The following is a 16,293-nucleotide window of genomic DNA, read 5'->3' as shown; positions in this document are numbered from 1 at the left end:
GAGGAATCCGCGGATCGGGGATCGGAGATCGGGGATCGCGGATCCGGGATCGGGGAAGCATGATCGACGCGTACGAGGAGCCGGGCGAGCCCGACTGTCGCGGCGGCGCCCGCTATCTGCTCTGGCTGGTGCGCTGCCAGCCCGGCCGCTCGCTCGCCGGGGCCGTGCTCGGCAGCGTCTGGATGGTGCTGCTGGCCGCCACGCCGTACCTCCTCTCCCGGGCGATCGACCAGGGCCTGGAGCCCGGCGACTACCCGGCCCTCGCCCGCTGGACGGCGGCCCTGTTCGCGGTCGGGGCGTTCAACGCCTGGCTGAGCATCATGCGCCACCGCACGATGACCCGGGTGCGGATGGACGCCAACTTCCGCACCGTGAAAGTGATCGTGGGACAGGCGGTCCGCCTGGGGGCCGCGCTGCACCGCCGGGTGGGGGCCGGCGAGGTCGTCACCATCGGGGTGGGCGACGTCCAGACGATCAGCCAGTCGCTCACCGTGGTCGGGCCCGGGGTCGGCGCCGTCGTGGCGTACCTGGTCGTGGCCGGCCTGCTGCTCGCCGTCTCGCCCCTCATCGCGGCGGTCGTCCTGCTCGGCCTCCCCCTCATCGTCGTCCTGGTCGGACCGTTGCTCGCCCGGCTGCAGGGCGCCGAGACGGAGTACCGGGAGCGGCAGGGCGTCCTCACGGCCCGTATCGCCGACCTCGCGGGCGGACTGCGCGTCCTCAACGGCCTCGGCGGCAAGGGCTTGTTCGCGGACGCCTTCCGGCGCGACTCACAGCGCCTGCGCCGCCAGGGCTACCGGGTCGGCGCGGTCACCAGCTGGGTCCAGGCCCTCGGCGTCGGCCTGCCCACCCTCTTCCTCGCCGTCGTCACCTGGCTCGCCGCCCGCCTCGCCGCCCAGGGCTCCATCAGCATCGGCGAGTTGGTCTCGGTCTACGGCTATGTCGCGGTCCTGGTGGGCCCGGTGGCCTTCTGGGTCGAGTGCGGCTACCAGATCAGCCGGGGCCTGGTGTCGGCCCGCCGGGTCGTACGGTTCCTGCGCCTGGAGCCGCTGACGGACACCGGCACCCGCGACGCGCCCGCCGAGCCCTCGGCGCTGCACGACCCGCAGTCCGGTGTCCGGGTGGCCCCGGGCCGCCTCATCGCCCTGGCCTGCGCCCGCCCGGCCGACGCGGCCGCGGTGGTCGACCGCCTCGGCCGCTACACGCCCTCCACGGCGACCTGGGGCGGCGTCCCGCTCGACGAGATCTCCCTGAAGCAGGTCAGGGAGCACATCCTGGTCGCCGACCACGAGGCCGACCTGTTCGCGGAACCCCTGCGGTCCCTGCTCGCCGGACGCCAGGAACGCCGTGAACAGGACATCGAACGGGCCATCCACGCGGCGGTCGCGGAGGACATCGTCCAGGGCCTCCCCGACGGCCTCGACTCCCCCGTCGACGCCCAGGCCCGCAACCTCTCCGGCGGCCAACGCCAACGCGTCCGCCTGACCCGCGCCCTGCTCACCGCCCCCGAGATCCTCCTCGCCGTAGAACCGACATCGGCCCTGGACGCCCACACGGAGGCCCGGGTCGCGGAACGGCTGAGGGAGGCGAGACAGGGCCGTACGACCCTGGTCACGACGACGTCCCCGCTGGTCCTCGACCGGGCGGACGTCGTGTACTTCCTGGTGGACAACAAGGTCGAGGCAACAGGAACCCACCGCGAACTCCTGGACGGCGAACCGCAATACCGAGCACTGGTGGCCCGGGACGAAGACTCCGAGGACGTTCTCAGATGACGGATGTGAAACCCCCTCAGGGGCGCGGGGCTGTATCAACCAGCGGCTCCGCCGCGGGGCGCGACCAGCCCCCACGCACCCGCACCCGGCACACAACCGACACCAAACTCCCCGTAGCCGCCTCCCAAGACGTCCGCCAAGCAATGATCCGCCTCCTCCGCGCGGACGCGAAGGCATTCACCGCCACCCTCACCCTCAACGCCTTGGCCGCAGCCGCAGGTCTCGCCGGCCCCTACCTGGTGGGCCGCATCGTCGACGACGTCCGCGCCGGCAAGGGCGTAAGCGCGGTCGACCACCTCGCCCTCGCCATCCTGCTCTGCTCCCTCGCCCAGCTCCTGCTGGCCCGCTGGGCCCGCTACACCGGCCACCGCTTCGGCGAACGCACCCTCGCCCGCGTCCGCGAACAGTTCGTCGACCGCACCCTCGCCCTCCCCGCCGCCGCCGTGGAACGGGCCGGCACCGGCGACCTCACGGCACGCGGCACGGCGGACGTCGCCCTGGTCGGCACCACCCTGCGCGACGTCGGCCCGGACCTGCTCGTCAACGGCGTGCAGGCGCTGTTCCTGCTCGGCGCGGTGTTCGCGCTGAACCCCCTGCTCGGCGCGTGCGGGCTGCTCGGGCTGGCCGGCATCTGGTGCGCCCTGCGCTGGTATCTGGCCAGGGCGCGGGCCGGCTACCTCGCCGAGGGGGCCGCCACCTCCGACGTCGCCGAGATCCTCGCGGCCACGGCCTCCGGCGCCCGCACCGTCGAGGCGCTGCGCCTGGAGAAGCGCCGTGTCTCGGCCAGCCGCGATGCCCTGGAGACCTCCCGCCGTACCCGCCTCCACACCCTGTTCCTGCGTACGGTGTTCTTCCCGTCGGTCGAGATCTGCTACCTCGTCCCGGTCGCCGCCGTCCTCCTCGTCGGCGGCCTGCTGCACGACCGCGGCACCCTCAGCCTGGGCGCGGTCGTCACGGCGGCGCTGTATCTGCAACGGCTCAGCGGCCCCCTGGACGAGATCCTGATGCGGGTCGAGCAACTGCAGAACAGCGGCGCCTCGTTCGCCCGCGTGGAGGGACTGGCCCGGGCCCCGCGCACGGAGACGTCGGACACCGCCGCGCCGGCCGGCGACCGGATCGACGTGAGGGGCGTGCGGTACGCCTACGACCGGGGCGGCGAGGTGCTGCGCGGGGTCGACCTGACGGTGCGGCCCGGTGAGCGGCTGGCCGTGGTCGGCCCGTCCGGCGCGGGGAAGACGACCCTCAGCCGGCTCCTCGCGGGCGTCGACGCGCCGACCGAGGGCACGGTGACCGTGGGCGGGGTGCCCGTCGTCGAGCTCGGCCCCGAGCAGCTGCGCCGGCAGGTCGTCCTGGTCACCCAGGAGCACCACGTCTTCCTCGGCACCGTCCGCGACAACCTCCGTATCGCCGAACCGGCCGCCTCCGACGAGGAGTTGTGGGCGGCGCTCACGGCGGTGGGCGCCGACGAGTGGGTGCGGGAGCTGCCGGACGGGCTCGACACGCGGCTCGGCGACGGGGGACGCCGTACGGACGGCTCCCAGGCGCAGCAACTCGCCCTCGCCCGGGTGGTGCTGGCCGACCCGCACACGCTGATCCTCGACGAGGCGACCGCGCTGCTCGACCCGACGACCGCCCGGCACACCGAGCGGGCCCTGGCCGCCGTGCTGGAGGGCCGTACCGTCATCGCCATCGCGCACCGTCTGCACACCGCCCATGACGCGGACCGCGTGGCGGTCATGGAGGACGGCCTCCTCACCGAACTCGGCACGCACGAGGAGCTGGTGACCGCGGACGGGGCGTACGCGGCGTTGTGGCGGACCTGGCACGGGTGACCGCGCGCCACGGCTGACCGTGCGCCACGGACGCCCGGCGGCCGGTACGCCACCGGCGCCGGGCGACCGGCCAACGGTCCGCATACCGAACATGAACCACCGGACAACGAACCATTTCCGGCCAACTTCCTGATGCGGTCCTGACAGAAACCGCAGACTGCTGCCACCCTTCCCACAGCTTCAACACAGCAACCCCACAGCTCCACCCCCAGTTCTGCCCGGACGGTCGACCCACCGTCCGGATCTCCCCTGGCCGCGCGACCCCGCGGCCATGCAGAAGGAGTCAGTGTTGAGAAGCAGTTCCTCTCGCAGACGCACCTCCCCCACCGCGCACCGCCGGGCCGCCGCCGTGGCCCTCGCCGGGGTCACCGCCCTGCTCGCCGCGGCCGTCCAGTCGGGCGCGGCGTCCGCCGCCCCCGCCCAGAAGACGCCGTCGGCCGCGGTCAGGGGCAACCCCGCCCACGCGGCCGTGCACCTGACCCCCTCGCAGCGCGCCGAGCTGCTGCGCGACGCCGACACCGCCCGCGCGCAGACCGCTCGGGACATCGGCCTGGGCGCCAAGGAGAAGCTGATAGCCCGGGACGTCGTCAAGGACGCGGACGGCACCGTGCACACCCGCTACGAGCGCACCTACGCCGGACTGCCGGTCCTCGGCGGCGACCTGGTCGTCGACACCGCCACGTCGGGCGCCACCAAGGACGTCATCAAGGCGACGAACGCGGCGATCAAGGTGGCGGACCTGACCCCGGACATCACGAAGGCGGCCGCCGAGAAGCAGGCCGTCAGCCGGGCGAAGGCCCTCGGCGGCACCAGGGCGAGCGCCGACGGCGCCCGCAAGGTCGTCTGGGCCGCGAGCGGCAAGCCCGTCCTGGCGTACGAGACCGTCATCGGCGGCTTCCAGGACGACGGCACGCCGAACCAGCTGCACGTCGTCACGGACGCGACCACGGGCAAGAAGCTCTTCGAGTACCAGGGCATCGAGACCGCGACCGGTGTCGGCAACACCCAGTACAGCGGCACGGTCTCGCTGACGACGACCCAGTCGGGCTCCAACTACACCCTGACCGACGGCGACCGCGGCGGCCACAAGACGTACAACCTGAACCACGGCACGTCCGGCACCGGCACGCTGTTCTCGCAGACGTCCAACACCTGGGGCAACGGGACCACGTCGAACGCCGCGACGGCGGGCGCCGACGCGCACTACGGGGCCGCGGAGACCTGGGACTTCTACAAGAACACCTTCGGCCGCAGCGGCATCAAGAACAACGGCGTCGGCGCCTACTCCCGCGTCCACTACGGCAACTCGTACGTGAACGCGTTCTGGGACGACAGCTGCTTCTGCATGACCTACGGCGACGGCTCCGGCAACGCGGACCCGCTGACCGCCATCGACGTGGCCGGCCACGAGATGAGCCACGGCGTCACCTCGAACACCGCCGGTCTCAACTACAGCGGCGAGTCGGGCGGGCTGAACGAGGCCACCTCCGACATCTTCGGCACCGGCGTGGAGTTCTACGCCAACAACTCGACCGACGTCGGCGACTACCTCATCGGCGAGAAGATCGACATCAACGGCGACGGCACCCCGCTGCGCTACATGGACAAGCCCAGCAAGGACGGCTCGTCCAAGGACAGCTGGTACTCGGGGCTCGGCAACCTGGACGTGCACTACTCGTCCGGTCCGGCCAACCACTTCTTCTACCTGCTGAGCGAGGGCAGCGGCGCCAAGGTCATCAACGGCGTCAGCTACGACTCGCCCACCGCGGACGGGCTTCCGGTCACCGGCATCGGCCGGGACAAGGCGCTGCAGATCTGGTACCGGGCGCTGACCACCAAGTTCACGTCCACCACCAACTACGCCTCCGCCCGCACCGGCACCCTCGCGGCGGCCGGTGAGCTGTACGGCACCACGAGCGCCGAGTACAAGGCGGTGCAGGACGCCTGGGCGGCCATCGCGGTCGGCTCGCGCTCCGGTGGGGGCGGCGGAGGCGGGACGTCGTACGAGAACACGACACCCGTGTCGATTCCGGACAACGGGCCCGCCGTCACCTCCTCGATCACCGTCTCCGGCAGGAGCGGAAACGCGCCAAGCAACCTTCAGGTGAGCGTCGACATCTCGCACACCTGGCGGGGCGACCTGGTGATCGATCTGCTGGGTCCGTCGGGCACCGCGTACCGCCTGAAGAACTTCAGCTCCTCCGACTCGGCGGACAACGTCCAGGCGACCTACACGGTCAACGTCTCGTCCGAAACCGCCAACGGGACCTGGAAGTTGCGGGTCCAGGATCAGGCGGCGCAGGACGTGGGGAAGATCAACAGCTGGAAGCTGACGTTCCCGTAGACCGCGGGTGACGGCATCGAAGGCGAGTGCGCCGCCCCGGGGGCCCGACTCCCCGGGGCGGCGCCCGTTTACATTCCTGAAACGTTCACCGGGGAGTTGCTTTTCGGCCAACATCACGTCGGGGTCATGACATGTACGCGCCCCGGTGCCACGCTTCCTCACAACCGCCGCACAACTTCACTGCACCCCTCCTCCGGCCGCCCCACGCCGGGCGAGGACTCCCCCACCACAAGGAGCTTGTGTGACCCCCCTCTACGCGCGTCACAAGCGCTCGACTCTGGCCATCGCCACCGCCGTTGCGGCCGGAGCCCTCCTCGCCACCGGTCTGACCACCGGTGCGGCCTCCGCCCAGACCCAGGCGGGCACGGCCATCGCCCACCCGGCCGCCGCCCCGACCCTGCTGTCGGCCGCCGCACGCACCTCGCTCATCCAGAAGGCCCAGGCCGACGTCGCCGAGACGGGCCGGCAGATAGGTCTCGGCGCCAAGGAGAAGCTGGTCGTCAAGGACGTCGTCAAGGACGCCGACGGCACCGTGCACACCCGCTACGAGCGCACCTACGCGGGCCTGCCGGTCCTCGGCGGCGACCTCGTGGTGCACACCTCCAAGGCCGGCAAGGCCGAGGGCGTCACCAGAGCCACCAAGGCGGCCATCAAGGTCGCCTCGCTCAAGCCGCAGATCACCGCCGCCAAGGCGGAGAAGCAGGCGGTGTCCGCCGCGAAGACCCTCGGCTCCGCCAAGTCCACCGCGGACGGCGCCCGCAAGGTGATCTGGGCCGGCTCCGGCACGCCCGTCCTCGCCTACGAGACGATCGTCGGCGGGCTGCAGGACGACGGCACCCCGAACCAGCTGCACGTCATCACCGACGCAGCGACCGGCAAGAAGCTCTTCGAGTACCAGGGCATCGAGAACGCGACCGGCACCGGCAAGACGCTGTACTCGGGCACGGTCAGCCTGACCACCACGCTGTCGGGCTCGACGTACTCGCTGACCGACGGCTCGCGCGGCAACCACAAGACGTACAACCTGAAGCACGGCACGTCCGGCACCGGAACGCTGTTCACCAACACCACCAACACCTGGGGCACCGGCACCGCCTCCAGCTCCAGCACCGACGTGACGGCCGCCGCGGACGCGGCCTACGGCGCGCAGGAGACCTGGGACTTCTACAAGGCCACCTTCGGCCGCAGCGGCATCAAGAACAACGGCGTCGGCGCCTACTCCCGCGTCCACTACGGCAGCAACTACGTCAACGCCTTCTGGGACGACAGCTGCTTCTGCATGACCTACGGCGACGGTGACGGCAACACCCACCCGCTGACCTCGCTGGACGTGGCCGGCCACGAGATGAGCCACGGTGTCACCTCGAACACCGCGGGCCTCAACTACTCGGGCGAGTCGGGCGGTCTGAACGAGGCCACCTCCGACATCTTCGGCACCGGCGTGGAGTTCTACGCCGCCAACGCCACCGACCCGGGTGACTACCTGATCGGCGAGAAGATCGACATCAACGGCGACGGCAGCCCGCTGCGCTACATGGACAAGCCCAGCAAGGACGGCGGCAGCGCCGACTACTGGTCCTCGTCCGTGAAGAACCTCGACGTGCACTACTCGTCGGGTGTCGCCAACCACTTCTTCTACCTGCTGTCCGAGGGCAGCGGCGCGAAGACGGTCAACGGGGTGAGCTACAACTCGCCGACGTACAACGGCTCCACGGTCACCGGCATCGGCCGGGCCAAGGCGCTGCAGATCTGGTACAAGGCGCTGACGACGTACTTCACGTCGACGACCAACTACAAGTCGGCCCGCACCGGCACGCTGAGCGCCGCGGCCGCCCTGTACGGCTCCGGCAGCACCGAGTACAACGCGGTGGCGGCCGCGTGGTCCGCCGTCAACGTGAGCTGACCCGAGGGGGGTTGGCGGGCGGTACCCGGGACGACGGCGGTCCCGGGTACCGCCCTACCCTTGTGTCCCATGTCCTTCACGTACCAAGACGTCGGCGCGAGTCGTCGGGCCGGCTTCTGCCCGCCGGGCTTCCACCCCCTGCATGTGCGCACCCGGATCGGTGAGGGCGAGAAGGTCTTCCGCCGGGCGGCCGACGCGGTGCTGACCTGGGAGATGCACCGCGAGCTCGGCGTCGGCATCGACGCGGCAGCGGAGCGCGCCGCACCGGACGTCGACGTCACCGTCACCCTCGCCGGCGTGATCAAGGCGCCCTGCCGGGTCGTCTACACGGTCGAGGAACCCCGCCGGGCCGGCTGGGCCTACGGCACGCTGGCGGGCCACCCGGAGTGCGGCGAGGAGGCCTTCCTGGTGGAGCGCACCGGCGACGGCACGGTCTGGCTGACCGTGACCGCCTTCAGCCGCCCCGCCAAGTGGTACGCGAAGGCCGGCGGCCCGGCGACCCGGGGCCTGCAGAACGCCTACGCCCGACGCTGCGGGAAGATCCTGCGGAAACTCTGCGCCGACGTCTCGGAGTGGTGACCCCTCGCACGCGTCGCAGCGGGGCCGGCGGTCACACGGGCATCACTCGCGCGTGCTGGTCGCGCAGCGCCGCCCAGGCCCGCTCCTGAGCCGGCCCGGGCATCGCGGGGGCGGGACGGCCGGCCCGGTCGATGAGCACCAGGGACGTGGCGACGAAGCCGAGGCTGAGGGACCGGAGGATTCCCTGGTCGGTGGTGCCGAACCGGTCGACGACCGCGGCGCAGAGCGCTCCGAAGTCCCGGAAATCGATGACGCACACACCGTCGACGGGGTCGCCGATGCCCGAGTCGACGTCGAACACGTGGGAGAAGACCTCGGCGGTCCCGACGAAGGCACGAGCCACTTCGGAACTGGGGCACCAGAGGTCCCGGCCGGGTTGGTCGCTGGAACGAAAACGGAACGTCACTGGCGGCTCAGTCCAGGTCCATGCTGTGGGTCTGCCGGCGGTGGGGCTGTGTCACGAGGGCCAGCCGCCGGGGAGGCCAGATGTCCTCCCGCTCGCTGAGGCTCAGCTCGCCGTCCTTGCGGAGCAGCCAGACCACCTCGAACTGGAAGTGCAGCACGGCGTCGCCCTCCACGCGTGCCAGCAGGGGCGCGACGAGCCGGATCATGTCGTCCTGCTGGTCCGCGACCTCGACTCCCTTGGCCATGCGGAATCCCACGGCCACCGTGGGGGTGAACCCGAAGGCGGTGACGACCGGGTGCCACGGCTGCGGCGGCCGCTCCGCGACCACACGGATCCAGGTGCCCAGTCGGGTGGGGGCTCCTTCCTCGACGAGCCGCTCCCCCGTGACCGACGCGTCGAAGAGCCCGGTTTCCCTGCCGATTTCCTCCAGCCGGGTCGCAACCTCCTTGGCGGACACGGGGGTCGCGAGATCAAGGTCGTATTCGATCGCCATACGTTCTTGTTCCTTCCTTCCCTTCGGCGACTACGGGTAGAGGTGGACCACGTTGCCCTCGCGGTCGATCACCATGACCTCTTTGAGACCGTTCATGGGCCAGCTCTGGAACTGCGACCGCAGCGCGCCGAGGTCCGCGTCGCTGTCACCGAGGTTCAGCACCACTCGGTCCGTCTGACCCGCGTCCACCTTCTTCTGGACGGCGGTCCAGATGGAGCGTGGGTTCTTGGCGGTCGGGGCGTAGTTGTCGAAGACCTTGCCCTCGACGCGGAAGTCGGGATTCTTCCCGTTGATCGTACCCGGGGTCTGTTCGACGTCGTATCCCTGTCGGGCCAGGGTGTCCGCGGAATGCCGCTCCCGTCCCTTCGCGCGGATCGTCTCGGCGTCGTCGTTCTTGCTGAGCGATTCGGGCCTTCCACGGGGCTGGGCGGTCGGGTCGGGCTCTCCCGACGGCTTGGTCCGGTCGGCCTCGGCCGCGGTGTCCCAGTCGCCGCCGGCGGAGCCGCCCGACCCGTCGGACGTCATGTCGACCCGGTCGGGACCCGCCGCGTCGCTCACGATGCTTGCCATACCGGCACCGGCCAACGACACCCCGACGGCTATCTGGGCCGCGGCGGCGACGTTGATCGGGATGCCAAGCGCCGCCCCGATCCCGGTGGCGTCCAGCAGGACACCGCCGGCCTCCTCGCCCGCGCCCAGCACCGTCAGGCCGAGACCCAGGACGACCGACGCCGTGGAACCCGGGTCGTGGATCATGGCATTGCCGAGGGAGGCGAGATCCGAGACGACGGTCATGCCGACGTCCTCCAGGAAGTCCCCGACCCCCGAGACGACAGAGTCCACCGCGTGGTCGAACTTGTCCCATCCGGAGTCGTGCATGCCGTCATGGGTGATGGCTCGGTGGATGACCCCGGCGGCCTTCCGCGCGGCCGTGTCGCGGACCTCCTTCGCGCGCCGCAGTGCCGCCTTGGCACTGCCGAGGTCGGCCGCGGCCTGATCCCGCTTCTTCTTCAGCCGCACGAGTTCGGGGTCGTCGTCCTTGGTGTCCGACGGGAGGGCCTCGATGCTCCGCACCGCCGACTCGTGCTCCTCGTGCGCGGTCCGTCCCGCCTTGAGGGCCTTGTCCGCCAGTTGCTGCGCGTGTTCGAGAGCGCCGGCCCAGTCGTCGGTGCAGTCCGGGCGAACCCGCGTCCCCATGGCGCTCGCGGCCTTGTCGTAGCGGTGGTACGCCTTGCGCAGCGGCTTGAGGGCGTCGTGCGCCGTGTCGCGGAACGCGTCGGCCGCCTTGGACTTCCACGCGTCGACTCGGCAGAGAGCCTCCACGTCCCCCGCTTCACGCTGGATGTCGTCGGCGACCTCGCGCAGCGACTGCCCGAGCAGGGCGATGGCGTCCGGGTCTCCCGGTACCGGATCGCCGTCCTCGTCGAGCACGGCCCACTCGTCGACCGCAGGACGCCTCACTTCGCGCCCCGGCCGTGTGCGGCCCGTGCGTCCTGCTCCCGCAGGGCCCGGGCGAGCTCGGCATCGACGGCGTCGTAGCTCTTGGCGGCTTCCCACGTGATGACGCCGAGCTTCCTGATCTTCTCCGCGAGATCCTTGCGGTGGATCTTCCAGTTGTCGGCGAACTCGTCGAAGGCCTCGACGACACGCTGGTCGCCCAACTCGGCGGCCGAGAAGTCCTCGGCGGGATTGGCCCGGCCGGTGAAGGAGTCGTAGATCCTCTGCAGCGCCCGGGAGCACTCGCGGATGCGCTTCGTGTCCGCCTTCACGTCACTCATCGATGCCTCGCACCGACATGCGACCCCGCCCCCGGGACGTCACTCCGTGCACATGTCATCCCCCGACCGTAGTGATCGCGTCCCTGCGAGAGGTATGGCGGAACCACGAATCGAGCAAAGCAGACGTCAAGGGCGGGCAAAGGTCGCCCGCCCTCGCGCCGTCAGCGGAACAGCACCCCCGCTCCCTCCGCCGTCTCCTCCGACGGCACCGTCACCAGGCCCAACTCCGTGCTGGAGGCGAGGAGTCGGTGGGTCGGGAGGATGCGGACCGTGTAGCCGAAGGGGCCCGTGCGGTCCAGCGACAGCGGCCCCTCGTAGAGCCAGCGGCCCTCGGGGTCGGGGCCGCCCGCCGGCTTGAGGGGGACCGTGGTCGCGTCGGCGATGCCGTCCTGCGAGTCCACCCGGCCCGAGACCACCTGCACCTCGACGTCCTCGGGGCCGAGCTCGCCGAGCCCGACGCGCACCCGCAGCCCGAGCGTGCTGCCGAGTTCCGCGGTGGTCGTGGCGACGGAGGTCTCGACATGGTCGAAGGTCACCCCGTGCCAGGCGGCCCGCACCCGCCCCTTCCAGGCGGCGAGTTCACGCGCCGAGTCGGGGTCCAGGGCCCGGTGGGCGTGCGCGGCGGGCGTGTAGAGCCGCTCGACGTACTCGCGGACCATCCGGCCGGCCAGCACCTTGGGGCCGAGGAGCGTCAGCGTCTGGCGGACCATCTCGATCCAGCGTTCGGGCAGCCCGTGCCGGCCGCGCTCGTAGAAGCGGGGCGCCACCCGCTGCTCCAGGAGGTCGTAGAGCGCCGCGGCCTCTATGTCGTCCCGGCGGTCGGCGTCCGTGCCCACACCGTCCGCCGTCGGGATCGCCCAGCCGAAGTCCGGCTGGAACCACTCGTCCCACCAGCCGTCAAGGACCGAGAGGTTGAGGCAGCCGTTGAGCGCCGCCTTCATGCCCGAGGTGCCGCAGGCCTCCAGGGGGCGCAGCGGGTTGTTGAGCCAGATGTCGCAGCCGGGGTAGAGCTTCTGCGCCATCGCCATGCCGTAGTCGGGCAGGAAGACGATGCGGTGGCGCACCCGCGGGTCGTCGGTGAACCGGACCAGCTCCTGGACCAGGCGCTTGCCGCCGTCGTCCGCCGGGTGCGCCTTGCCCGCGACGACGATCTGGACGGGCCGCTCGGGGTGGAGCAGCAGGTCCATCAGCCGGTCGCGGTCGCGGAGCATCAGTGTCAGCCGCTTGTACGACGGGACCCTGCGCGCGAACCCGATGGTCAGGACGTCGGGGTCGAGGACGCCGTCGATCCAGCCCAGCTCGGCCGTCCCGGCGCCGCGCTGCCGCCAGGAGGCACGCAGCCGGGACCGCACCTCGTCCACCAGCTGCTCGCGCAGGTTGCGGCGCAGCTCCCAGATGTCCTGGTCCGGGATCTCCGCGACGGCGTCCCAGCGGTCCGAGCCGCCGACCGTCAGCGCGTCCTCGGTGCGCTGGGCGCCGATCTGCCGGGCGCCGAGCCGGAACACCTCGGGGGCCACCCAGGTGGGCGCGTGGACCCCGTTGGTGACGGAGGTGATCGGCACCTCCTCGGGGTCGAATCCCGGCCAGAGTCCGGCGAACATCTCCCGGCTGACCTGCCCGTGCAGCAGCGAGACGCCGTTGGCGCGCTGGCCGAGGCGCAGGCCCATCACGGCCATGTTGAACAGGTTGGGCTCGCCCCCGGGATAGGTCTCCATGCCGAGCTGGAGGATCCGTTCGACGTCGATGCTCGGCAGCTCCGCGTCGGAGCCGAAGTGGTGGGCGACGAGTTCACGGTCGAAGCGGTCGATGCCGGCCGGCACCGGGGTGTGGGTGGTGAAGACGGTCCCGGCCCGGACGGCCTCCAGCGCGGAGTCGAAGTCCAGCCCCCGGGCGCACAGTTCGGCGATGCGCTCCAGGCCGAGGAAGCCCGCGTGCCCCTCGTTGGTGTGGAAGACCTCCGGCTCCGGGTGGCCGGTCAGCCGGCAGTACGTCCGTACGGCCCGCACCCCTCCTATGCCGAGCAGCATCTCCTGCAGCAGGCGGTGCTCGCTGCCGCCGCCGTAGAGCCGGTCGGTCACCCCGCGCTCGCCGGGGTCGTTCTCCTCGACGTCGGAGTCCAGCATCAGCAGCGGGACCCGGCCCACCTGGGCCAGCCAGACGCGGGCGTGCAGCCGCTTGCCGCCGGGCAGCGCGAGGGAGACCTGGGCGGGGGTGCCGTCGTCCTCGCTCAGCGGGGCGACGGGCAGCTCGTTGGGGTCGAGGACCGGGTAGTGCTCCTGCTGCCAGCCGTCCCGGGACAGCGACTGGCGGAAGTAGCCGTGCCGGTAGAGCAGGCCCACGCCGATCAGCGGAACGCCCAGGTCGCTGGCCGCCTTGAGATGGTCGCCGGCCAGGATGCCCAGGCCGCCGGAGTACTGCGGCAGGGCCGCCGTGATGCCGAACTCGGGTGAGAAGTAGGCGACGGCGGCGGGCAGTGCACCGGACTGCGCCTGGTACCAGCGCTCACCGGTCATGTAGTCGTCGAGATCGTCCCGCACCGCGCCGAGCCGGCGCAGGAAGCGGCGGTCCTCGGCCAGCTCCGCGAGGCGCGTCGGGGAGACACCGCCCAGGAGCCGTACGGGATCGCCCTCCGAGGCGGCCCAGCGTTCGGGATCGACGGACTGGAAGAGGTCACGGGTCTCGGCATGCCAGGACCAGCGCAGATTGCGCGCCAGATCACCGAGCGGCCGGAGGGGTTCGGGGAGAACGGGACGGACAGTGAATCGCCGGATCGCCTTCACATTCCACCTCGGCATACGTGCACAACAGGAGGACGCACGGCGGTGTGCGTCCCGTCGTCAATATCGACGGTATCGGGGAGAGGGGTTCCACAACCACGGGACACCCAAGCCTGCCGCACAGTCGTACACAGTCCGGAAATCACCGCAACCTTCTCCCGTCGGCCATGGCGGACATGGCCGATTCCGCCCCGTAGGCCCCCTTGTGGCGTGTGTCACCGCACGAGAGGCTGCCAGGTGCAGTCGAAGGAGGGGGAACTCGGACATGGCACGGACGCGCACGCTGCGTCTGCGCCGGCTGGGGGGTCTGACCGCGGTGGCGTGTGTCGCCGCGCTGTCGTCCGGCACCCTGCCCGCGCACGCCGCAGCTCAGGGGCGGATACTCGGCGCCGGTGGGCCCGGCTCCGTCAGCGGAAGCTATCTGGTGACGCTCAAGGGGGGTACGAAGGCCCCGTCGGCGGCCGGAAAGGGCATCGCCGCGACATACGGGGCGAGAATCAGCCAGACCTACGGCACGGTCCTCAACGGCTACGCGGTCCGGGCGAACGAGAGACAGGCCCGGCTCCTCGCGGCGGACCCGCGGGTCGCCTCGGTCGTCCAGGACACCCGCGTCGCCCTCGACGGGCCGCAGAAGAACCCGCCGTCCTGGGGCCTGGACCGGATCGACCAGCCGTCCCTTCCCCTGGACAGGGCCTACGCCTGGCCCCGGTCCGCGGGCGCCGGGGTGACGGCCTATGTGATCGACACCGGTGTCCGGATCACGCACAAGGACTTCGGCGGGCGGGCGAGCTACGGCTGGGACTTCGTCGACGACGACCCGACCGCCGCCGACGGCAACGGCCACGGCACCCATGTCGCCGGCACCATCGCCGGCCGGACCTACGGGGTGGCCAAACAGGCGAAGGTGGTCTCCGTCCGCGTCCTCGGCGACGACGGCTCCGGTACGACCTCGCAGGTCATCGCGGGTATCGACTGGGTGACCAAGCACGCCCGCAAGCCCGCCGTGGCCAATCTCAGCCTGGGCGGCGCCCACAACGCCCAGCTGGACGCGGCCGTACGCAGCTCCATCGCCTCCGGCGTCACCTACGTCGTCGCCGCGGGCAACGACGGGCTGGCGGCCGCCCTGTACTCCCCGGCGGACGTCAAGGAGGCCGTCACGGTCGGCGCGACGGACCAGAAGGACGCACGGGCGGCCTTCTCCAATTTCGGCTCGGCCGTCGACCTGTTCGCCCCCGGCGTGTCGATCACCTCGGCCTCGTACACGAGCGACACCGGGAAAGCCACCTTCTCCGGTACGTCCATGGCGACTCCGCACGCCACGGGCGCGGCCGCCCTCTACCTGGCCGGCCATCCGAAGGCCACACCGGCCCAGGTCGCCGGGGCGCTCGTGAAGCTGGCGGTGCCCGGAAAGGTGTCCGGGCGGGGCCTCGGTTCACCGGACGAACTGCTGCAGGTACCGCCCTCGTAGGGGCACAGTCCCGGACTCGTCATCGAGGCGTCCGGTTTCCGGCCCCGTTCGTTCACGAACGGGGCCGGTCTTGTGCGTAGACATACGCGTGAGTAGTTAACAAAGTGCCGGATTGCCCACCCGAATAGGGTGGGAAGGCTCCTCCGGTACACCTGCCCGTCCCTCGGGTACTCCGGAGAAACACCCAGCACCACCACACGCAGGACCCACCTCCCCACACCCATCCGCCCACCACCTGTATGACGCGGACAGGAGCGGTCATGCCCGCCACGCACCACTCGTCAGCACCCCCGACACCCAGCACCGAAGCGCCTCCCGTGCGCCCGGCCGATTCCGGACCGCCGGCCCCGGAGCCATCCTCCGCGGGCGACACCGCCGGCATCGGGCGCATACCGGTCCTCGACGTCCGCCCGGTCGTCCAGCACGGCCGCAGGCCCGCGAAGGCCGTCACCGGGGAGTCGTTCGAGATCTCGGCCACCGTCTTCCGCGAGGGGCACGACGCGGTCGCCGCGAACGTCGTCCTGACCGATCCCGAGGGCCGTCCGGGCCCCTGGACGCCGATGCGCGAGCTGGCGCCGGGCACCGACCGCTGGGGCGCGACCGTCACCGCGGGCGCCCCCGGGCGGTGGACGTACACCGTGGAGGCCTGGGGCGATCCGATCACCACCTGGCGCCATCACGCCCAGATCAAGATCCCGGCAGGGATGGACACGGACCTGGTGCTGGAGGAGGGGGCCCGGCTGTACGAGCGGGCGGCGGACGGTCTGCCCCCGGCGGAAGGCGACACCGTGCGCGCCGCCGTCGCCGCCCTGCGGGACGAGACCCGGCCGCCCACCGCCCGGCTGGCGGGGGCGTTGACGCCGGAGGTGGACGCGGTGCTGGCCCGGCATCCGCTGCGGGAGCTGGTGACGGCCTCCGAGACGCTGCCGCTGCTGGTGGAG

Annotated in this window: 12 protein-coding genes; 7 read left to right on the top strand and 5 right to left on the bottom strand. The window is 71.5% G+C overall.

The annotated features are described in order from the left end of the window. Nucleotides 1–59: 59 nt before the first annotated feature. The 5 genes from MKW14_RS20780 to MKW14_RS20760 all read left to right on the top strand — a co-directional run bounded on the left by MKW14_RS20780 (nucleotide 60) and on the right by MKW14_RS20760 (nucleotide 8,430). Nucleotides 60–1,772 carry an ABC transporter ATP-binding protein gene (locus MKW14_RS20780; protein ID WP_240864417.1) on the top strand — a complete coding sequence of 571 codons (1,713 nt, stop codon included), beginning with the start codon at nucleotides 60–62 and terminating at the stop codon, nucleotides 1,770–1,772. A 143-nt stretch (nucleotides 1,773–1,915) separates the two neighbouring features. Then, entirely contained in the window at nucleotides 1,916–3,604 is a 1,689-nt protein-coding gene (locus MKW14_RS20775; RefSeq protein ID WP_240864415.1) for an ABC transporter ATP-binding protein, read from the top strand. Between the two features lie 289 nt (nucleotides 3,605–3,893). Further along, nucleotides 3,894–5,948 carry a M4 family metallopeptidase gene (locus tag MKW14_RS20770; RefSeq protein WP_240864413.1) on the top strand — a complete coding sequence of 685 codons (2,055 nt, stop codon included), beginning with the start codon at nucleotides 3,894–3,896 and terminating at the stop codon, nucleotides 5,946–5,948. Nucleotides 5,949–6,189: 241 nt separating this feature from the next. Then, complete coding sequence (locus tag MKW14_RS20765; RefSeq protein ID WP_240864412.1) at nucleotides 6,190–7,851, top strand: M4 family metallopeptidase; 1,662 nt, start codon at nucleotides 6,190–6,192, stop codon at nucleotides 7,849–7,851. Nucleotides 7,852–7,920: 69 nt separating this feature from the next. Then, nucleotides 7,921–8,430, top strand: a complete 510-nt coding sequence (locus MKW14_RS20760) for a DUF1990 domain-containing protein (protein ID WP_240864409.1) — start codon at nucleotides 7,921–7,923, stop codon at nucleotides 8,428–8,430. Nucleotides 8,431–8,461: 31 nt separating this feature from the next. Here MKW14_RS20760 and MKW14_RS20755 read toward each other — a convergent pair whose 3' ends face one another. From MKW14_RS20755 to MKW14_RS20735, 5 genes are all read right to left on the bottom strand, one after another. Next, complete coding sequence (locus tag MKW14_RS20755) at nucleotides 8,462–8,836, bottom strand: DUF6086 family protein (protein ID WP_308314614.1); 375 nt, start codon at nucleotides 8,834–8,836, stop codon at nucleotides 8,462–8,464. Nucleotides 8,837–8,843: 7 nt separating this feature from the next. After that, complete coding sequence (locus MKW14_RS20750; RefSeq protein ID WP_240864405.1) at nucleotides 8,844–9,329, bottom strand: SitI3 family protein; 486 nt, start codon at nucleotides 9,327–9,329, stop codon at nucleotides 8,844–8,846. A gap of 30 nt (nucleotides 9,330–9,359) precedes the next feature. Then, a complete protein-coding gene (locus tag MKW14_RS41290; protein ID WP_240864403.1) occupies nucleotides 9,360–10,790 on the bottom strand; it encodes a CdiA C-terminal domain-containing protein in 1,431 nt (476 codons plus the stop codon). After that, nucleotides 10,787–11,107, bottom strand: coding sequence for a hypothetical protein (locus tag MKW14_RS20740; RefSeq protein ID WP_240864401.1), 321 nt, complete (start codon nucleotides 11,105–11,107; stop codon nucleotides 10,787–10,789). Before MKW14_RS20740 ends, MKW14_RS41290 begins: the two co-directional genes overlap by 4 nt. Before the next feature lie 161 nt (nucleotides 11,108–11,268). Then, the gene (locus tag MKW14_RS20735) at nucleotides 11,269–13,887 is read right to left on the bottom strand and encodes a glycosyltransferase family 1 protein (RefSeq protein ID WP_240864729.1); all 2,619 of its coding nucleotides are present in this window, start codon (nucleotides 13,885–13,887) and stop codon (nucleotides 11,269–11,271) included. 262 nt (nucleotides 13,888–14,149) lie between these two features. On the opposite strand from MKW14_RS20735, the gene MKW14_RS20730 reads away from it, so the two are divergent. Together MKW14_RS20730 and MKW14_RS20725 are read left to right on the top strand one after the other, a co-directional pair. After that, on the top strand, nucleotides 14,150–15,352 hold the full coding sequence (locus MKW14_RS20730; protein WP_240864397.1) for a S8 family peptidase: 1,203 nt from the start codon (nucleotides 14,150–14,152) through the stop codon (nucleotides 15,350–15,352). 260 nt (nucleotides 15,353–15,612) lie between these two features. After that, nucleotides 15,613–16,293: maltotransferase domain-containing protein (locus MKW14_RS20725; RefSeq protein WP_240864395.1), on the top strand; the 681-nt coding region annotated here is incomplete at its 3' end.

The organism is Streptomyces gilvus (assembly GCF_022513565.1).
Classification (GTDB): domain Bacteria; phylum Actinomycetota; class Actinomycetes; order Streptomycetales; family Streptomycetaceae; genus Streptomyces; species Streptomyces gilvus.
The sequence above is the reverse complement of the archived record's forward strand: the minus strand, read 5'-3'. Positions and strand labels throughout refer to the sequence as shown.

Coding starts and splice junctions, on each gene's coding strand:
- MKW14_RS20780 (WP_240864417.1), top strand. CDS start 60: ATGATCGACGCGTACGAGGAGCCGGGCGAGCCCGACTGTCGCGGCGGC.
- MKW14_RS20775 (WP_240864415.1), top strand. CDS start 1,916: ATGATCCGCCTCCTCCGCGCGGACGCGAAGGCATTCACCGCCACCCTC.
- MKW14_RS20760 (WP_240864409.1), top strand. CDS start 7,921: ATGTCCTTCACGTACCAAGACGTCGGCGCGAGTCGTCGGGCCGGCTTC.
- MKW14_RS20750 (WP_240864405.1), bottom strand. CDS start 9,329: ATGGCGATCGAATACGACCTTGATCTCGCGACCCCCGTGTCCGCCAAG.
- MKW14_RS20740 (WP_240864401.1), bottom strand. CDS start 11,107: ATGAGTGACGTGAAGGCGGACACGAAGCGCATCCGCGAGTGCTCCCGG.
- MKW14_RS20730 (WP_240864397.1), top strand. CDS start 14,150: ATGGCACGGACGCGCACGCTGCGTCTGCGCCGGCTGGGGGGTCTGACC.